We start from the raw sequence: 232 nt of genomic DNA on the forward strand, positions 1-232 counted from the left end.
GTATGCGGTACTCAACAGCCTGATCGGCACCGACGGTGTGATCGTCGCCGACCGCCTCACGTATTACGGGCTCAAGGCGCTCGCGCCGGTGTTCCAGTTCGAGATCGTCAGCGCGCCAGCCGACGACGACGGCCTGCTGCCCGACGAGATCGAACGGATCTGCCAGCGCATGCCGGTCAAGGCGATCTTCGTCGTGCCTAATCTGCAAAACCCGACCGTGACGACGATGAGC

General features: G+C 63.4%; 1 pseudogene. It reads left to right on the forward strand.

What is annotated here, in order from left to right:
- A pseudogene (locus tag MXD59_RS26180) lies at positions 1 to 232 on the forward strand (hypothetical protein); the annotation flags it as partial.

The sequence above is a fragment of the Frankia umida genome, from assembly GCF_023242945.1.
Classification (GTDB): Bacteria; Actinomycetota; Actinomycetes; order Frankiales; family Frankiaceae; genus Frankia; species Frankia umida.